This window comes from Phenylobacterium sp. RIFCSPHIGHO2_01_FULL_69_31, assembly GCF_001824475.1.
GTDB lineage: Bacteria > Pseudomonadota > Alphaproteobacteria > Caulobacterales > Caulobacteraceae > Phenylobacterium.
Map to the genome: position 1 here is coordinate 80,854 of NZ_MHXN01000013.1, position 13,997 is coordinate 94,850.

At 67.8% G+C, this 13,997-nt stretch carries 16 protein-coding genes; 7 read left to right on the forward strand and 9 right to left on the reverse strand.

The features are described 5' to 3' along the window. The first annotated feature begins 38 nt into the window (after nucleotides 1-38). Nucleotides 39-473: an HIT family protein gene (locus A2790_RS08935; protein WP_293390172.1), complete on the forward strand. Its 435-nt coding sequence runs from the start codon at nucleotides 39-41 to the stop codon at nucleotides 471-473. 90 nt (nucleotides 474-563) lie between these two features. Continuing rightward, a complete protein-coding gene (locus tag A2790_RS08940; protein WP_293390175.1) occupies nucleotides 564-1,493 on the forward strand; it encodes a phytanoyl-CoA dioxygenase family protein in 930 nt (309 codons plus the stop codon). Nucleotides 1,494-1,556: 63 nt separating this feature from the next. Here the strand turns inward: A2790_RS08940 and clpA are convergent, their stop codons facing one another. From clpA to A2790_RS08960, 4 genes are all read right to left on the reverse strand, one after another. Beyond that, a complete protein-coding gene (gene clpA / locus A2790_RS08945) occupies nucleotides 1,557-3,872 on the reverse strand; it encodes an ATP-dependent Clp protease ATP-binding subunit ClpA (protein WP_293390177.1) in 2,316 nt (771 codons plus the stop codon). A 5-nt stretch (nucleotides 3,873-3,877) separates the two neighbouring features. Continuing rightward, entirely contained in the window at nucleotides 3,878-4,207 is a 330-nt protein-coding gene (gene clpS, locus A2790_RS08950; RefSeq protein WP_293390180.1) for an ATP-dependent Clp protease adapter ClpS, read from the reverse strand. Between the two features lie 197 nt (nucleotides 4,208-4,404). Continuing rightward, nucleotides 4,405-5,676, reverse strand: a complete 1,272-nt coding sequence (locus tag A2790_RS08955; protein ID WP_293390183.1) for a DNA polymerase IV — start codon at nucleotides 5,674-5,676, stop codon at nucleotides 4,405-4,407. Next, nucleotides 5,673-6,548, reverse strand: coding sequence for an ROK family protein (locus A2790_RS08960; protein ID WP_293390186.1), 876 nt, complete (start codon nucleotides 6,546-6,548; stop codon nucleotides 5,673-5,675). The genes A2790_RS08955 and A2790_RS08960 overlap by 4 nt, the downstream gene beginning before the upstream one ends. Nucleotides 6,549-6,738: 190 nt before the next feature. On the opposite strand from A2790_RS08960, the gene A2790_RS08965 reads away from it, so the two are divergent. Further along, the gene (locus A2790_RS08965) at nucleotides 6,739-8,187 is read left to right on the forward strand and encodes an MFS transporter (protein ID WP_293390188.1); all 1,449 of its coding nucleotides are present in this window, start codon (nucleotides 6,739-6,741) and stop codon (nucleotides 8,185-8,187) included. Here the strand turns inward: A2790_RS08965 and A2790_RS08970 are convergent. Continuing rightward, nucleotides 8,184-8,840: a hypothetical protein gene (locus A2790_RS08970; protein WP_293390190.1), complete on the reverse strand. Its 657-nt coding sequence runs from the start codon at nucleotides 8,838-8,840 to the stop codon at nucleotides 8,184-8,186. The genes A2790_RS08965 and A2790_RS08970 overlap by 4 nt on opposite strands. A gap of 104 nt (nucleotides 8,841-8,944) precedes the next feature. Here A2790_RS08970 and A2790_RS08975 point away from each other — a divergent pair, with 104 nt between their 5' ends. Next, nucleotides 8,945-9,310 carry a response regulator gene (locus A2790_RS08975; RefSeq protein WP_068874180.1) on the forward strand — a complete coding sequence of 122 codons (366 nt, stop codon included), beginning with the start codon at nucleotides 8,945-8,947 and terminating at the stop codon, nucleotides 9,308-9,310. A gap of 2 nt (nucleotides 9,311-9,312) precedes the next feature. Beyond that, a complete protein-coding gene (locus tag A2790_RS08980) occupies nucleotides 9,313-10,680 on the forward strand; it encodes a PleD family two-component system response regulator (RefSeq protein ID WP_293390193.1) in 1,368 nt (455 codons plus the stop codon). Here the strand turns inward: A2790_RS08980 and A2790_RS08985 are convergent. Continuing rightward, nucleotides 10,677-11,423 (reverse strand): phytanoyl-CoA dioxygenase family protein, encoded by a 747-nt coding sequence (locus A2790_RS08985; RefSeq protein WP_293390196.1) that lies wholly within the window; start codon nucleotides 11,421-11,423, stop codon nucleotides 10,677-10,679. The two genes, A2790_RS08980 and A2790_RS08985, sit on opposite strands and share 4 nt — an antisense overlap. A 227-nt stretch (nucleotides 11,424-11,650) precedes the next feature. Here A2790_RS08985 and A2790_RS08990 point away from each other — a divergent pair, with 227 nt between their 5' ends. Then, on the forward strand, nucleotides 11,651-12,022 hold the full coding sequence (locus tag A2790_RS08990) for a hypothetical protein (protein WP_293390199.1): 372 nt from the start codon (nucleotides 11,651-11,653) through the stop codon (nucleotides 12,020-12,022). 39 nt (nucleotides 12,023-12,061) lie between these two features. On the opposite strand, the gene rpmG is transcribed toward A2790_RS08990, so the two are convergent. Continuing rightward, nucleotides 12,062-12,229 carry a 50S ribosomal protein L33 gene (rpmG, locus tag A2790_RS08995; RefSeq protein WP_068874184.1) on the reverse strand — a complete coding sequence of 56 codons (168 nt, stop codon included), beginning with the start codon at nucleotides 12,227-12,229 and terminating at the stop codon, nucleotides 12,062-12,064. A 183-nt stretch (nucleotides 12,230-12,412) separates the two neighbouring features. On the opposite strand from rpmG, the gene A2790_RS09000 reads away from it, so the two are divergent. Continuing rightward, nucleotides 12,413-12,781: a GFA family protein gene (locus A2790_RS09000; protein WP_293390202.1), complete on the forward strand. Its 369-nt coding sequence runs from the start codon at nucleotides 12,413-12,415 to the stop codon at nucleotides 12,779-12,781. On the opposite strand, the gene A2790_RS09005 is transcribed toward A2790_RS09000, so the two are convergent. Both A2790_RS09005 and A2790_RS09010 read right to left on the reverse strand, forming a co-directional pair. Further along, a complete protein-coding gene (locus A2790_RS09005) occupies nucleotides 12,759-13,163 on the reverse strand; it encodes an NIPSNAP family protein (RefSeq protein WP_293390205.1) in 405 nt (134 codons plus the stop codon). The two genes, A2790_RS09000 and A2790_RS09005, sit on opposite strands and share 23 nt — an antisense overlap. Before the next feature lie 50 nt (nucleotides 13,164-13,213). Beyond that, on the reverse strand, nucleotides 13,214-13,936 hold the full coding sequence (locus A2790_RS09010; protein WP_293390208.1) for an NUDIX hydrolase: 723 nt from the start codon (nucleotides 13,934-13,936) through the stop codon (nucleotides 13,214-13,216). Nucleotides 13,937-13,997: the final 61 nt, after the last annotated feature.

Consider the following 13,997-nt stretch of genomic DNA (forward strand, 5'->3'; position numbering starts at 1 on the left):
TTTGCTACGCGTGACGCCCCACCTGAGGAGCACGGCGCATGAGCTTGGACGGGACCTATGACGCGGGCAACATCTTCGCAAAGATCCTGCGGGGCGAAATGCCGTCGGCGCGGGTATTCGAAGACGAGCACGTCTTCGCCTTCATGGATGTCTTTCCCCAGGCCAAGGGCCACACCCTGGTGATCCCGAAACACTCCCAGGCGCGGAACTTCCTGGAAGCCGAGCCCGAGATCGTGGGGCCGCTGATGCTGGGCGTCCAGCGCGTGGCGCGGGCGGTCCGCGCCGCCCTCAATCCCGACGGGCTGGTGATCACCCAGTTCAACGGCGCGCCGGCCGGCCAGACGGTCTACCACCTCCACTTCCACATAATCCCGCGCTGGGAGGGCGTCCCGCTCGGCCGGCATGGCGAAGGGATGGCGGACCCCGGCGAGCTGAAGGCGCTCGCCGAGCAGATCGCAGCGAAGATCAGCTGAAGAAATTTCCACCTGGCGACGTGCGGGCCCTGCTTGCAACCGGCGCGACGTTGATGAAGCTTCGCGCCGGGCCGTTGCCGGAGTGCGTGCGTGAGTCTGTTCTCGTTGTTCGGAGCCGGCCGGAAGCCGGCAAGGCCGTGGTTCGAATCCGACCAACTGGATGAACACCTGTCCCGGTCGGCGTTCGATCCGGCGACCGAGACCTTCATCCGCGATTTCGCCCGGGACGGCGCCGCGGCCATCGATCTCGGCGATGCGGCGCGCGGCCTCTGCGACCAGGCCATCGCCGAAACCGAAGGCTACTTCGTGGACGGGGTCAACCGGGTGCAGGACGCCTGGTACCGCTCGCCGGCGGTCCGCAAGCTGGCGGCCTGGCCCGAGGTTCGCCGGCTACTGCGGGCTGCCTACGGGCGGGATCCTTTCCCATTCCAGACGCTCAACTTTCGGCAGGGCAGCCAGCAGCATCTGCATTCCGACACCATCCACTTCCACAGCGTCCCCGAACGCTTCATGTGCGGGGTCTGGATCGCGCTGGAGGACGTCCGCCGCGAGGCCGGGCCGCTGGCCTATCTCAAGGGCAGCCACAGGCTGCCGGTCCTGACCATGCGCGACGTCGGCGTGAACTCATCCGAGCCAAGCGCCGAGGACTACGTCCGCTCCTATATTCCGCGGTTCGACGCGGCCATGGAGGCGGCGCAGCTGCCGCTGGCGTGGGCGGTGATTCCGAAGGGGTGGGCGTTCGTCTGGGCGGCCAACCTCGCCCACGGGGGATCGCCGATCCAGGACCCCGGCTCCACGCGCCGCAGCCTGGTGGTGCACCACTACTTCGAGGACTGCCTCTACTATACGCCCATGCACTCGGACGAGCCGGACGGCCGATTGCACATGCGGCTGCCCTCCAACGTGCGCACCGGCTGGTGGCGCTGGCCGACCCGCAATGGCCGCCCGGCGCGGCTGTCTAGGCATCTGATCGCCGCCGCCTGGGTGCGCGACCGAAGACGGCGTCCGGCGGCGCTCTAACGACCAAAGAAAAGGGCCTCAGACGGAAGTCCGAGGCCCTGGTCTTGTCGGTTTAGCCGCGGGTCAGTCGACGACCTCGGCCTCTTCGGCCGGGTTCTCGACGATCGGAGCGCCGCGTTCGCGCTCCTCGCCCTCGATCTCGAACGCCAGCTTGCCGTCCTTGAGGATGACCTTGACGTGGCCGCCCTTGGTGAGGCGTCCGAACAGGATCTCGTCGGCCAGCGGCTTCTTGATGTTCTCCTGGATCACCCGGGCCAGAGGCCGGGCGCCGTAGAGTTCGTCGAAGCCGTTCTTGGCCAGCCAGTCCGCCGCGTCGTCGGCCGTCTCGATAGTGACGTGACGGTCGGCCAGCTGGGCTTCCAGCTGCATGACGAACTTCTGCACCACCTGGCGGATGATCTCGGGCGTCAGCGGCCGGAACTGGACGATGGCGTCCAGGCGGTTACGGAATTCCGGGGTGAACAGGCGCTTCAGAGCCTCTTCCACCTCGTCGTCCGCCTTGCCGCGGCCGAAGCCGATCGAGTTCTTCTGCGCATCGGACGCGCCCGCATTGGTGGTCATGATCAGGACCACGTTGCGGAAATCGATCTTCTTGCCGTTCGAGTCGGTCAGCTGCCCGTGGTCCATGACCTGGAGCAGGATGTTGAAGACGTCGGGATGCGCCTTCTCGATCTCGTCCAGCAGGACCACCGCGTGCGGATGCTGGTCGACCGCGTCGGTCAGCAGGCCGCCTTGGTCGAAGCCCACGTAGCCGGGAGGCGCGCCGATGAGGCGGCTCACGGTGTGGCGCTCCATGTACTCCGACATGTCGAAGCGCAGGAGCTCGATGCCCAGGGTCGACGCCAGCTGGCGGGCCGTTTCGGTCTTGCCGGTGCCGGTAGGCCCCGAGAAGAGGTAGCAGCCGATCGGCTTGTTGGCGTCGCGTAGCCCAGCCCGGGCCATCTTCATGGCCGAGGAGAGCTGGTCGATGGCGTTGTCCTGGCCATAGACCGCGCGCTTCAGGTCACCCTCGAGCTGCTTCAGCGCCTCGGTGTCGGACTTGGAGACCGACTTCGGCGGGATGCGGGCGATCTTGGCCACGACGGCCTCGACCTCCTTCAGGCCGATCGTCTTCTTCCGCTTGCCCTCGGCCAGCAGCATCTGCGAGGCGCCGGCCTCGTCGATGATGTCGATCGCCTTGTCCGGCAGCTTCCGGTCAGTGATGTACTTGGCCGACAGCTCCACCGCCGCCTTGATGGCGTCGTTGGTGTAGCGGAGCTTGTGGAACTCCTCGTAGTAGACCTTCAGGCCCTTCAGAATCTTGATCGTGTCGTCGATCGTGGGCTCGTTCACGTCGATCTTCTGGAAGCGCCGGACCAGGGCCCGATCCTTCTCGAAGTGCTGGCGGAACTCCTTGTAGGTCGTAGAGCCCATGCAGCGCAGGGTGCCCGAGGCCAGGGCAGGCTTCAGCAGGTTCGAAGCATCCATAGCGCCGCCGCTGGTGGCGCCCGCGCCGATCACGGTGTGGATCTCGTCGATGAAGAGCACCGCGTCGGGGTGGTTCTCCAGTTCCTTGACCACCTGCTTGATGCGCTCTTCGAAGTCGCCGCGGTAGCGGGTCCCGGCCAGCAGCGCGCCCATGTCGAGCGAGAAGATGGTCGAGCCGGCCAGAACGTCCGGCACCTGCTTGTTGACGATCTTGCGCGCGAGGCCTTCGGCGATCGCGGTCTTGCCAACCCCGGGGTCCCCAACGAGCAGGGGATTGTTCTTCGTCCGGCGGCACAGGATCTGGATGCAGCGCTCGACCTCGGCCATGCGACCGATCAGCGGATCCACCTTACCCTGCTTGGCCTTCTCGTTCAGATTGACGCAGTAGGCCTCGAGCGCCTCGCCGCCGGTCTTCACCTGCGGCTTGTCCTCGTCCTCGGCGCCCTTGACCGGCTTCTGTTCCGAAGCGCCGGCCTTCTTGGCGATGCCGTGGGCGATGTAGTTCACCGCGTCGTACCGCGTCATGTCCTGCTCCTGCAGGAAGTAGGCGGCGTGGCTCTCGCGCTCCGAGAAGATGGCGACAAGCACGTTGGCGCCGGTGACCTCCTCGCGGCCGGAGGACTGGACGTGGATCACCGCGCGCTGGATCACGCGCTGGAAGCCGGCCGTGGGCTTCGCGTCCTCGCCATCGTCGACGACCAAGGAGCGCAACTCGTTGTCCACGTAGTTGGTGAGCGTGGTGCGGAGCGCGCCGAGTTCTACGTCGCAGGCGCGCATCACGCCGGCGGCGTCCTCGTCATCGATCAGGCTAAGGAGCAGGTGCTCCAGGGTGGCATATTCATGCTTGCGCTGGTTGGCGTACGCCACGGCGCGATGCAGGGATTCTTCGAGCTGGCGAGAAAATGAAGGCAAGCGCCTTAGTCCTTCTCCATGGTGCACTGCAGCGGGTGTTGGTGCCGCCGCGCCGTATCAACGACCTGGGCCACTTTTGTTTCCGCCACTTCGTATGTGTAGACCCCGCAAACGCCCACGCCGTGCTGATGGACATGGAGCATTATGCGAGTCGCGTCTTCGCGCGACTTATTGAAGAATTGTTCGAGCACATAGACGACGAATTCCATTGGCGTGTAGTCGTCGTTAAGCAACAGAACGCGGTACATCGACGGCTTTTGCGTCTTTGGCTTCGTCTGCGTGATGACCGCAGAGCGAACGCCGGTGTCAGCGCCACCATCCTTCCGTTCGCTCATCTGTCCATTCTCCAAGGGTGGGCGGCCAAACGCCGGCTGCCAACCTGATTAGATATGGAAGATATCGCCTTTTGGAAGGGTTGAATTGACGATGCTCACCCTCCACCCACAGTGATTACGAAATCCGCACTTCGGTTGCGCCCGAACGTCGCAGGCGGTTCGCAAGGTAGGAACGCGGTCCTGGACCCGTCCGGCGATCAATCGTCGTCGGAGGCCGAGCGGGCGCGGAGGATGCGGCCGGAGGTGACGGCGTCGGCGCCGAAGCGGGCCCGGATGGCGTCGATGGACCGCTCGGTCGACAGCGCCCGGCGCTCATCGCCGGCGAAGAAGTCGTCGCTGGCGGTCTCGGCGTCGATCAGGTCGGCGATCCCGATGCCGATCAGCCGCCAGGGCCGGCCGGTCGCCTCCTTCGCGAGCAGTTCGCGGCCGACCTTGAACAGGGTGTGCGCCGTCTGCGTCGCCACGGGCAGGGTGCGCCGCCGGGTCACGATCCGGAAATCGGTGGTCCGCAGCTTCAGGGTCACCACCCGGCCGGCCACCGCCCCCTGGCGCGCCTGGCGTGCGACCCGTTCGCACAGGGGCGCCAGCTTGTCCTCCAGGTCGGCGATGCGGTGCAGATCTTCGTTGAACGTGGTCTCGCAGCTGATTCCCTTGCGCGCCTCATTGGGGTTCACCGCGCGGGCGTCCCGCCCATGTGCGAGGTCGTGCAGGCGCAGGCCGTAGGCGCCCCAGCGATCGGCCAGCACCTTGATGTCCACGCGCGCCAGGTCGCCCACGGTGCGGTAGCCGGCCTTCTCCAGGCTGGCGACCATGGCCGGCCCGACCCCGGGCAGGATCCTCACCGGCTTGCCGGCCAGGAAGGTCTGCGCCTCGTGGCCGATCACCGAGAACCCACGCGGCTTGTCGAGGTCGGACGCCACCTTGGCCAGGAACTTGTTCACGGCCAGGCCGATGGAGACGGTCAGGCCGGTCTCGGCCTCGATCCGCGCCTGCAGCTTCGCGAGCGTGATCGCCGGCGGCGCGCCGTGCAGGCGCTCGGTGCCGGACAGGTCCATCCAGGCCTCGTCCAGGCTGAGGTTCTGGATGAGCGGGGTCAGCTCGGCGGCCATGCCGAGGATCCGCTTCGACTCCGCGCGGTACTTGGTGAAGTCCGGCTTGACGATCACCGCCTCCGGGCAGGCCTTCAGCGCCTTGAACATCGGCATGGCCGAGCGAACGCCCTTGATGCGCGCGATGTAGCAGCAGGTCGTCACCACGCCGCGCTTCCCGCCGCCCACGATCACCGGCACGTCGCGCAGCTCCGGCCGGTCGCGCTTCTCGACGCTGGCGTAGAAGGCGTCGCAGTCCATGTGCGCGATGGACAGTCGGCTCAGTTCCGGATGGCTGACGATCCGCGGGGAGGCGCAGTCCGGGCAGCGCCGCACCGGCTCCTCGCCCTGCCAGAAGCAGTCGCGGCAGAACGCCTTCATTCCAGGGGCCACAGCCAGGCCGCTCCCCGGACCCCGGAGGAATCCCCATGCAGCGCCCGGCGGACGGGGGTCTCGAAGACGTCGGAGAAGACGTGCGGGGCGATCGCGGCGGGCAGCCGCGGGTAGAGGGTGTCCAGGTTCGACAGGCCGCCGCCCAGGACAATCACGTCGGGATCGAGGATGTCGCAGACCACGCCCAGCGCGCGGCCCAGCCGGTCGATGTAGCGCTCCAGCGCCGCAGCGCCCGCGGCGTCCGGTTCGGCGATCACGGCCTCTGCAGGACGCCCGGCATCGCGTGCGAAGCCCGTTCCGCTGAGCCAGAGCTCCAGGCAGTTCACGCGCCCGCACCAGCAAGGGATTCCGGGGATCTCCTCCGGCCGCGGCCAGGGCAGGGGCGTGTGGCCCCATTCCCCGGCGACGAGGTTGCGCCCCTCCACCAGACGCCCGTCCACCGCGATCCCGCCGCCACAGCCCGTGCCGACGATCACCGCGAAGACCACGCCTTTGCCCGCGGCCGCCCCGTCCCGCGCTTCGGACAGCGCCAGGCAGTTCGCGTCGTTGGCGTAGCGGACGGCACGGCCCAGAACCCGCTGGAGGTCGGTGGGGAAGGGCCGGTCATTGAGGACCGTGGAGTTCGAGTTGCGCATCAGGCCGGTGGCCGGCGAAGGCGATCCTGGCCCGCCCACACCCACACGGGTCACCGCGACACCCGCCTGCCGCTCGGCCTCGGCCACGATCTCGCGGGTCGCTTCCAGCCGGTCCTCGTAGGCGGGCGGCGTGGCGCCGCGGACGCGCGCCTGGAACCGCCCGTCGGCGTCCAGCGCCGCCGCTTCGATCTTGGTGCCCCCGATATCGACGCCGATGCGGATCATCGACCCTGAATACCCGATTTGTTCCACAGGCTCACGGGTCTGCGCCGAAGCGTCGATCGGCGCAACGGCCGTTCCCTCAGCGCCAACGCCTCCAGCGAGAAAGGGTCTTCCGGCTGCAAAAGTTTACACTGTACGTTAAAGGCGTTGGGTAGCGTCCGCTGAGATGCGGCGCGCCGCAGGAGAAGCAACCATGACCGCGTCGAAAGCCGAGGGGGCCGGAGCCCCGGCCGCCTCGCCGAAGCTGGGGCTGTCGACCAAACTCTTCTACGGATTCGGGACGGTGGCGTTCGGGGTGAAGGACCAGGGCTTCTCGTCGCTCTTGCTCATCTTCTACAATCAGGTGATCGGGCTCCCCGCGGCGACGGTCGGCGCGGCGATCATGATCGCACTGATGGTGGACTCGGTGCTCGACCCGATCATGGGCCAGGTGTCGGACAACTGGCGATCGCGCTGGGGCCGGCGGCACCCGTTCATGTACGCCGCGGCCGTGCCGGTGGCCCTGTCCTACGTCCTGCTCTGGAACCCGCCGGACCTGCCGCCGTCGCTGCTGTTCGCCTACCTGGTCGTGGTGGCCATGGTGATCCGCAGCTTCATCACGATGTACGAGATCCCGTCCTCGGCGCTCGCGCCCGAGCTGACCCAGGACTATCACGAACGCACCCGCGTCTTCGCCTACCGCCAGTTCTTCGGGTGGTTCGGCGGCGTCGGAATGACCATCCTGGCGCTGCAGGTCTTCCTGCGGCCGTCCGCGGACAACCCGGTCGGCCAACTCAACCGCGACGGCTACCAGGCCTATTCCGTGGCCGCGGCCGCGGTGATGCTCGTGGCGATCCTGGTGTCGGCGGCGGGCACCCATCGCCATATCCCCCGCCTTCGCGTGCCGCCGCAGCGGAAGGTTTCGCTGCCGATGGTGTTCCGCGAGATGGCGGCGACCGTGGCCCACCGGTCGTTCCTGATGCTGATCGTCGCGGGGCTGTTCAACGCCATGGCCCAGGGCCTCTTCCTGTCCCTCAACCTCTATCTCGGCACCTATCTTTGGCAGCTGTCGTCGGGCCAGATCGCGATCTTGGCGGCCAGCAACTTCCTGTCGGCGATCCTGGCCCTGATCTTCGCGCCGCCGGTCTCGAAGGGCATCGGAAAGCGCGACGCCGCCCGCCTCATGAAGGCCTGTTCCCTGGCGTTCGCCACGACCCCCATCATCCTGCGGCTGCTCGGGGTCTTCCCGGCCAACGGTGATCCGCTGCTTATGCCGCTGCTGTTCGCAGCCGGCGCCCTTGCCACCGCCACCACGATCATCACCTCGATCCTGATCTCATCGATGATGGCGGATGTGGTGGAGGACTCGGAGCTGCGCACGGGGCGCCGGTCGGAGGGGCTGTTCTTCTCGGTCAGCGCCTTCGTGTCCAAGGTCGTGTCGGGCGTCGGCATCTTCATTTCCAGCGCGATCCTGGCGCTCGTGGCCTTTCCCAATGGCGCGAAGCCGGGACAGGTCACCCCGGAGGTCATCGAGCGCCTGGGCCTGTCCTACGTCGTGGTGCTGGCGGCGCTCTATGGCGGCGCGATTCTGGCGATCTCCCTGTACCGGATCACCAAGGCCGATCACGAGGCCACGGTCAGCAAGCTGGCGCAGAAGGCTTAAGACCGGATCGCGGCCTCGATCGCGTCGGCCAGCTCGGCCCAGTCGTCGATCCGCGGGTGCCGCTCGGACTGCGGCGCGAAGGGCCGCAGGCGCAGGTCCGCCACATGCTGGAAGGTGGCCGTGGCGGGCGAGTGGTCCTGCACCGAGTCGAGGTTCGGCAGCAGGTCGTCGACGAAGGCCGTCCTCTGGGACGTCTGCGCCACCAGGCCGGCCGCCATCGGACCCTTCGGTCCCGAGTTGAGGATCAGCGGGTGCGGCAGGCCATGCTTGCGCAGCCACTGTGTCCGCAGCCGCTCGGCCTCGGCCGGTGCGTTGGAGAGAATCAGGATCTCGGCCGACCGCGCGAGCCGGTTCAGGGCCTCGATGCCGCCGGGCGCCGGCTCGATCTCGTGGCAGTGCGTCGCGAAGAAGGCGTCGAACAGCGCCTTGCCGTCCTCGAGCGGAAGGTGCTCGGTCGCCCCGGGACGATAGATGTTCTGGAACAGCGCGAACCGCTCGATCCGCATCTCCAGGCCATGCCCGGTCAGGAAGTCGCCGAACCCCTGCATGAAGAGGCCCAGGACTTCGTCCACGTCGACCAGCACCAGGGGACGCCCGGTGGACAGGCCCAGCGAAGCAAGGCTGGGGGCGACGATGTGAGGTTGCTCGGCCAACGTTGTTCCAGCGCGGATAACGAAGTTTAAGGATATCCGGCCCGATAAGCTCCGGAAGGGTGGGAGGGCCGACTTCGGCCGAGCCCCCAGCAGTCGGGTCCTCAATGGCCAAGAAGGTCCTCATCGTCGAGGATAACGAGCTGAACATGAAGCTCTTTCATGATCTGCTCGAAGCCCAGGGGTACGAGACCCTCGAGACCCGTGAAGGGCTCGCGGCGCTGTCGCTTGCGCGCGAGCACCGCCCCGACCTGATTCTCATGGACATCCAGTTGCCGGAGATCTCGGGCCTCGAGGTCACCAAGTGGCTGAAGGAAGACGACGATCTGGCTCACATCCCGGTCGTCGCGGTCACCGCCTTCGCCATGAAGGGGGACGAAGAGCGGATCCGGGAGGGCGGCTGCGAGGCCTATATCTCCAAACCCATCTCGGTCAGCCACTTCCTCGACACCATCAAGCGCCTGCTGAACTAGCCATGTCCGCGCGCATCCTGGTCGTCGACGACATCGAATCGAACGTGCGCCTGCTCGAGGCCAAGCTTTCGGCCGAGTACTACGAGGTCCTGACCGCCAGCGATGGCCCGACGGCCCTGGCCATCGCCGCCTCGGAACAGCCCGACATCATCCTGCTCGACGTGATGATGCCCGGCATGGACGGTTTCCAGGTCTGCCGCCGGCTGAAGGACGACCCCGAGACCCGCCACGTGCCGGTGGTGCTGGTGACCGCCCTCGACGGCCGCGCCGACCGCGTCGCCGGCCTGGAGGCCGGGGCCGACGACTTCCTGACCAAGCCCATCGACGACGTCATGCTGTTCGCCCGCGTGCGCAGCCTGACCCGCCTGAAGGCCGTGATCGACGAGCTTCGCGCCCGCGAGGCCTCGGGTCGCCGCATGGGCGTGATCGCCGGCGCCGCCTCGCGCCTGGGCGGATCGGGCGGGCGTATCCTCATCGTCGACGACAATGTGCGCCAGGCCGAACGCGTCGCCGCCGAGCTGGCCGTCGAGCACCGCCCGGTGGTCGAGAGCGAGGCCTACAAGGCGGTGCTGACCGCCCGCGGCCCGGTCGACCTCGTCATCGTCAACGCCAACGCCAAGGCCTTCGACGGCCTGCGCTTCGCCGCCCAGCTGCGCTCGGACGAGGCCACCCGCAGCCTTCCGATCCTCGCCATCGCCGACTTCGACGAGCGGCAGAAGGCGGTCAAGGCGCTGGAGATCGGCGTCAACGACATCCTGGCACGCCCGATCGATCCCGGCGAGCTGGCCGCCCGCGTGCGGACCCAGATCCGCCGCAAGCGCTACACCGACTACCTGCGTTCCAACCTAGATCATTCGCTGGAGCTGGCGGTCACCGACCAGCTCACCGGCCTGCACAACCGCCGCTACATGTCCGGCCAGCTCGAGGCGCTGATGCGCCGGGCGAACCAGGGCGGCGAGCCCGTCTCCTTGCTGGTCATCGACATCGACCACTTCAAGCGCGTGAACGACAGCTTCGGCCACGACGTGGGCGATGAGGTGCTGTCCGAGTTCGCGGTGCGCCTGGCCTCCAACGTCCGCGCCATCGACCTGCCGGTCCGCCACGGCGGCGAGGAGTTCGTGGTGGTGATGCCCGATACCGACCTGGAGGACGCCCGCCGCATCGCCGAGCGGATCCGCCTCCACGCGGCCGGCGCGCCGTTCCGCGTCATGGGCGGCGAGGAACTCCTGTCGGTGACCATCTCCATCGGCGTGGCCTCCAGCTCCGGCACGGACGACACCCCCACCGCGCTGCTAAAGCGCGCCGACGAGGCGGTCTACGAGGCCAAGTCCGCCGGCCGCAACCGCGTCATCGCCCGCGCGGCGGCCTAGCGGCGTCCGTATACGAACTGCGTCAGCATCATCCGGGGCGTCGGCAGGACGTTCGGCATGGGCGCGTGCAGCATCAGCGGATGCATGACGATCACATCACCGGGATCGCCCAACATCTCGCACACGCGGACCCGGACGCCGTCGATCTCGGCCCCTTCTTGCATGAAGCGCTGGATACGGTCTTCGCCCGGGCGCGTGGACGATAGCTCGCCGAACCAGGGCGCGCGCTCGATCAGTCTGCGCCGAGCCTCGGCGGACGAACGGAGGCGGCCCTCACGCTCGACGATGGCCGCGAAGAGCCTGTGTGAGCCTGCGACGTAACCGGTGCCGCCGCCGCCCGGCCGCGACGGCTCGAGGATCACGAAGAACCGCGCGAGGGCGTATTCGCCGGGAAGCCCGCCGAGATCGATGTGCCAGTTTTCATGTGGGACGTCCCAGACCGCCTCGCCGGTGTGGAAGGCCACCAGCGGCAAGCCCCAGCGCGTCGGCTCGGCCCATTCGCTCAGAAGATCGTCGAGCAGGCCGCGAATGGCGGGGCTGGCCATCGCATCGAACTCGCCGTCGCGCGCGGTGAGCTTGGACGGGCGGGCCGCCCGCCCTGGTCGCGCGTGCAGCTTGCGCCAGACTGCATCCCGCATCCTCTCAATGTCAGAGGCGGAGATCAGTCCGGAAAGGCGCACCACGCCGTCCCGGGCGTAGGTTTCGGCCTGATCCGCGGTGAGGCCGGTGCGGGGATGCTCCATCGGAGGCTCCTGAAAGGAAACGCCCCGCGGAGAACGGGCGGGCGGCAACTTCGCTGGGAAGTCGGGCCGTCCACCTGTTCGCCGCGGGGCGGTACCCCGCGAACACCCGCAAGGCGCGGGTTATCGATCCGCCATGCTCGCGCCGTCCCGGGGGGCCGTCAACCGGCGGTCGCCCGCTTTACGGCCAAGCCTGCGAGCCTATGCTCAGGTAAAACGGGGAGGGCGTCTTGATCCGGATTTCAGCGTGGTTGGCCGTCGTCTTCGGCTTGGCGCTGGCCGTGCTGGAGGCTGTCCGAAACTGGGGCGACTGGCAGTGGTGGCCGTTCTGGGTTGTGGACTACGTCGCCGCGACCTTGCTCGTGGTCGGCGGCGTGCTGGTGTTGCGCCGCGGCCCGGCGCACTGGCTGACGGCCGGCTGGGGTTTTGCCTGCGCCATGTTCTGGATGTCGTTCTTCGGCCACTTCGACGAGGTGCTGAGGCAGGGCGCGGCCGTGGGCGCGCGCGAACAGCGCCTGACGCTGATCATCGGAATCATGTTCGGCCTGACGATGTTGGGCTTCGTCACCGCCCTCGCCGGAACGAAAAACGCCCGGCGGTGAGGCCGGGCGTCTTCATGCGAAATCAGAGGCTTGGATGGCCTACTTGATCTTGCCTTCCTTGAACTCGACGTGCTTGCGCACGACCGGGTCGTACTTCCGCACCACCATCTTCTCGGTCTTGGTGCGGGCGTTCTTCTTGGCCACGTAGAAGTAGCCGGTGTCCGCCGTCGAGTTGAGGCGGATCTTGATGGAGGCGGGCTTCGCCATGGCTCGAATCCTAGAAGCAAGAAATGGGCGGGGCCAAACGGAGTCGCACCGCCGGCGGGTGTTCAGGAGGCGCGGAAAATACGAATCCGCGCGCGTAAGTCAACCGCTTAGGTCGCCTGCTGACACCGCGGTGGCGGGACGGGGGTTCCAGGGTGGCCTTCGTGCCATCACGGAGTATGCCCGATGCCCGTCAAAGGCCGCTGCCATTGCGGTGCGATCCAGTTCGAGGTCGGCGAGATGCCGGCCGAGCTCACCTCGTGCAACTGCTCGTTCTGCGTTCGCCGCGGCGGACTGGTCGCCTACTACAAGCCCGGGCAGTTCAAGCTCGCCACCGCGCCCAGCCGCGTCTGGACCTATCAGTGGGGCGACTACCTCGTGCAGCATCACTACTGCCCCGTCTGCGGGATGGGGACGCACTCCGAGATGCCCGGCTTCGAGAGCGGCCAGCCCGACTTCGACAACCCGAGGATCGCCGTGAACGCCCGGCTGTTCGAGGACACGTCCTGGGAGACGCTGCCCGTGAAGCACGTCAACGGGCGGGAGGACTGGTGAGCGTCGGCGAATAGTCGGTGAGCCGCAGGGTCCGGTCCTGTATCGCGCCGACCAGCCGGCCATGCTGCGCACCGGTCACGCGCTTGATCTCCGCCCATTCCGGATCGGCCATGAAGGCGGCCCAAGCGGCCTTCATCGTGGGCTCGTCCTTCCACTCCAGGAGGTAGACGAACTCCGTCTTCCCGTCGAAGCGGCTGTCCCACATCGACAGCACCTTGAAGCCGTGGCGAGCCATGATCCGCGCGCCGTGGTCGCGGAACCGGTCGTGGAAAGCCTGCTTGTTGCCGTCGAAGATCTCGTAGATCCGCAGCTGCTGCACCGGCTGGGCCGCGGCGGGCGAGGCGAGCGCCGCGGCCATGGCGGCAAGGGCGAGGGACTTCATGCAACGCTCCCGATGAGATCTTCGAGAGATAGGCGCCGCGCGGCCGGTGGCTAGAGGCTGGTCGGCCGCATTCCGCGGTCCTTGTACCGCAGGAACGGCTTCGGGCGGCTGGGGTCCTCCATCCGGGCCACGGCCTCCTTGATCATCAGGCGCGTGACGGTTGGCAGAGGCAGGCTCATGGCGTCGTCGAAGTCGACCCAGTCGATCTCCTCCAACTCGCCGCAGTCCGGCTGGCGATCCAGGCTGGTCAGCCGCTCGGCGTCCGCCATCAGGAACCAGGTGTCGAACCGCTTGCCCACGGCCGGCGGGGTGATCGCCCGGGCGACGACGTCCATGGCCTCCAGGTCCGGCAGCACGCCCTGGGCGGCGAAGGTGCTCCACGGGCCCCTGGCGCGCGCCTGGCCGGGCCGGGCCAGCAGCAGGCCCGCTTCCTCCCACGTCTCGCGTACGGCGGCCAGGGCCAGCGCCCGGCCGCGTCCGGCGGGCAGGTAACGGTCGAAGAGCCCGCCCACGTCGGGCCGCAGGTCGGTAGCGTAAGGGGCGCGATAGTCCGCCCGGTCGATCCGGCCGCCCGGGAACACCCAGCGGTCGGGCATGAAGCTGTGCCCGCCGTGGCGCTTGCCCATCAGGACGCGCGGCTTGGCGGCGTCCCGGCGGATGATCATCACGGTCGCCGCGTTCTTCGGGCGCACGGCCCGCTGGCCCGGCACGCGGGGCGGTCCCTCGGGCTTGGATACCCCGTCTTCGGATTTCGGCGGCCCGTTCGTCGTCATGAAACAACTGTATGGCCACGCCGGGCGGCGAGGGAAGGGCGCCGTGGCGGAAGGCCGCTGG

What these genes read in the sequence shown, in the direction of transcription:
- clpS (WP_293390180.1), bottom strand. Translation starts at nt 4,207, where the DNA reads ATGAGCGAACGGAAGGATGGTGGCGCTGACACCGGCGTTCGCTCTGCG.
- A2790_RS09005 (WP_293390205.1), bottom strand. Translation starts at nt 13,163, where the DNA reads ATGAAGTCCCTCGCCCTTGCCGCCATGGCCGCGGCGCTCGCCTCGCCC.
- A2790_RS08960 (WP_293390186.1), bottom strand. Translation starts at nt 6,548, where the DNA reads ATGATCCGCATCGGCGTCGATATCGGGGGCACCAAGATCGAAGCGGCG.
- A2790_RS09000 (WP_293390202.1), top strand. Translation starts at nt 12,413, where the DNA reads ATGCCCGTCAAAGGCCGCTGCCATTGCGGTGCGATCCAGTTCGAGGTC.
- A2790_RS08975 (WP_068874180.1), top strand. Translation starts at nt 8,945, where the DNA reads ATGGCCAAGAAGGTCCTCATCGTCGAGGATAACGAGCTGAACATGAAG.
- A2790_RS08985 (WP_293390196.1), bottom strand. Translation starts at nt 11,423, where the DNA reads ATGGAGCATCCCCGCACCGGCCTCACCGCGGATCAGGCCGAAACCTAC.
- rpmG (WP_068874184.1), bottom strand. Translation starts at nt 12,229, where the DNA reads ATGGCGAAGCCCGCCTCCATCAAGATCCGCCTCAACTCGACGGCGGAC.
- A2790_RS09010 (WP_293390208.1), bottom strand. Translation starts at nt 13,936, where the DNA reads ATGACGACGAACGGGCCGCCGAAATCCGAAGACGGGGTATCCAAGCCC.
- A2790_RS08965 (WP_293390188.1), top strand. Translation starts at nt 6,739, where the DNA reads ATGACCGCGTCGAAAGCCGAGGGGGCCGGAGCCCCGGCCGCCTCGCCG.
- A2790_RS08935 (WP_293390172.1), top strand. Translation starts at nt 39, where the DNA reads ATGAGCTTGGACGGGACCTATGACGCGGGCAACATCTTCGCAAAGATC.
- A2790_RS08955 (WP_293390183.1), bottom strand. Translation starts at nt 5,676, where the DNA reads ATGAAGGCGTTCTGCCGCGACTGCTTCTGGCAGGGCGAGGAGCCGGTG.
- A2790_RS08980 (WP_293390193.1), top strand. Translation starts at nt 9,313, where the DNA reads ATGTCCGCGCGCATCCTGGTCGTCGACGACATCGAATCGAACGTGCGC.